Raw genomic sequence first — 2,423 nt, forward strand, 5'->3', positions numbered from 1 at the left:
AGCCGGATCCGTTCTTCCACGCCCGTGTCGTGGGGTCCGGGGACCAGGCCGACCCGACCGCGGCGGCCATGGCGCCCGGCGACCCGGCCGCCGGCGCACCCTCCCACCTGGGGCCGTCCAACCCGGAACTCGCGGAGTGGATCACCGTCCGGCGTGAGGTGATCGCCCAGCGCGAGGGCGTGGACCCGGACGAGGTGCCGGTCGACGCCGTCACCGGCCCGGGTTCCGGCCTCGATCCGCACATCTCGCCCGAGTACGCCGCGATCCAGGTCGACCGGGTGGCGCGGGAGAACGGCCTGCCCCGGGAGCGCGTCGAGGTGCTGGTGGCCGAGCACACCGACGGCCGCCAGCTGGGGTTCCTCGGCCAGCCGAGGGTGCGGGTGACCGAACTCAACAGTGCGCTCAACAGTGCGCTGGGTCTCACGGCTCCCGGCTGCGCGGAGCCCGGCCGTGCAGCGCGGGGATAGGGTCTGACCATGTCCGGAACGACGCGGGGGCGGCTGCACATCTACCTGGGGGCCGCCCCCGGCGTGGGCAAGACCACCGAGATGCTCGACCGCGCCCATCGCCTGGTCGCGGAGGGCACGGACGTGGTGGTGGGCCTGGTGGAGACCCACGGTCGGGCGGGGACCGCCGCCCTGCTCGAGGGGCTGGAGTCGGTGCCGCGCCGGACCGTGTCCTACCGCGGGACCAGGATGACGGAGATGGACCTGCCCGCGGTCCTCGAGCGCGCCCCGCAGATCGCCCTGGTCGACGAGCTGGCCCACACCAACGCGCCCGGGCTCGAGCACGCCAAGCGCTGGCAGGACGTGGCCGACCTGCTCGACGCGGGGATCGACGTCCACTCGACGCTCAACATCCAGCACCTCGAGAGCCTCAACGACGTGGTCTCCCGGATCACCGGCTCGGAGCAGCGGGAGAAGGTCCCGGACGCCGTCGTCCGCGCGGCGGACGAGATCGAACTCGTGGACCTGAGCCCCGAGCAGCTGCGCCTGCGCCTGATGGCGGGCCAGGTCTACCAGGCCGAGCGCGTCGACGCCGCCCTGGGCAATTACTTCCGGGTGGGCAACCTCACCGCGCTGCGCGAGCTCGCGCTGCTGTGGCTGGCCGACCGCGTGGACGAGGCGCTGGGCCGCTACCGGGATACCGAGCGGATCACCGACACCTGGGAGGCGCGCGAGCGGGTAGTCGTGGCCATCACCGGCGGCCCCGAGTCGGTGACCCTCGTCCGGCGCGCGAGCCGCATCGCCTCCCGGTCCTCGGCCGAGCTGGTGATCGTCCACGTGCTGCGCGGCGACGGGCTGGTCTCCCCCGGCGACAGCATGGCGGAGGTGCGCGAGGTCGCGGCGAGTCTGGGCGCGACCGTCCACACCGTGGCCGGTGACGACGTCCGGACCACGCTGCTGGACTTCGCGCGCGGGATCAACGCCACCCAGCTGGTCCTGGGCACCTCCCGCCGCAGCCGGTGGCGGCGACTGTTCGACGAGGGGATCGGGTCGGCGGTCCTGCAGGATTCCGGGCCGATCGACGTCCACATGGTCACCCACCCCGAGGCCTCGGGCACCCGCCGCCCGGGGGCGCCGCGACCCGCCGCCCGCCGGACCTCCGCCTGGGCGGGAGCGATCGGCGTCCCCGTTCTCGTGGGCGGGATCAACCAACTGTTCGACGAGCGGCTGGACTTCAGCTCCCAGGGGTGGTTCTTCCTCGTGGGAGTGCTGGCGGTCTCGCTGCTCGGCGGGGTGTGGCCGGCCGCGGTGTGCGCGATCGTCTCGGGCCTGGTGCTCAACTTCTTCTTCACCCACCCGCGGTACAGCGTGACCATCGCCGAGCCCGCGAACGTGGTGTCGATCCTGGTCATGGTGGCCGTGGCGATCGCCGTGTCCGTGCTGGTGGACCAGTCCGCGCGGCGGCACCGGGAGGCCACGCGGTCCGCTCGGGACGCCGAACTGCTCACCCTGTTCGCCAAATCCGCACTGCGCGCCCCCCGGCTGGACGCGCTGTTGGAGAAGGTCCGCGACGTCTACGCCCAGGACGGGGTGGCGTTCCTCGGCGCGGACGGCACGATGGTCGCCGGCGCCGGGGCGCGGCCGCCCGCGAGCGAGGCCGAGGCGACGACCTCGGTCCAGTCCTCGTTGACCACCTCGGTGGAGACCGAACCCGGCGACCGGCTCCTGCTCGCCGGGCCACGGCTCACCGGGCACGATCGCAGGATCCTCGCGGTGGTGGCCGAACACGCGTCGGCCCTCGTGCGCAACCAGGAACTGGCCCGGGCTGCGGCCGACAGCCAGGCCCTGGCGGAGGCCGACCGGCTGCGACGCTCGTTGCTGTCCGCGGTCGGCCACGACCTGCGCACCCCGCTCGCCGCGGCCAAGCTCTCGGTGTCCTCGCTGCGGTCGGGGGACGTGGACTTCGGCCCCGAGGAC

At 73.8% G+C, this 2,423-nt stretch carries 2 protein-coding genes; both read left to right on the top strand.

Annotated elements, in window-relative coordinates; genetic code table 11:
* A partial coding sequence (locus IY392_RS06245) for a potassium-transporting ATPase subunit C (RefSeq protein WP_194860778.1) occupies nt 1–467 on the top strand: 467 nt, incomplete at its 5' end.
* Between the two features lie 9 nt (nt 468–476).
* A partial coding sequence (locus IY392_RS06250; RefSeq protein WP_194860779.1) for a DUF4118 domain-containing protein occupies nt 477–2,423 on the top strand: 1,947 nt, incomplete at its 3' end.

This window comes from Dietzia sp. SYD-A1 (assembly GCF_015356725.1).
GTDB lineage: Bacteria > Actinomycetota > Actinomycetes > Mycobacteriales > Mycobacteriaceae > Dietzia.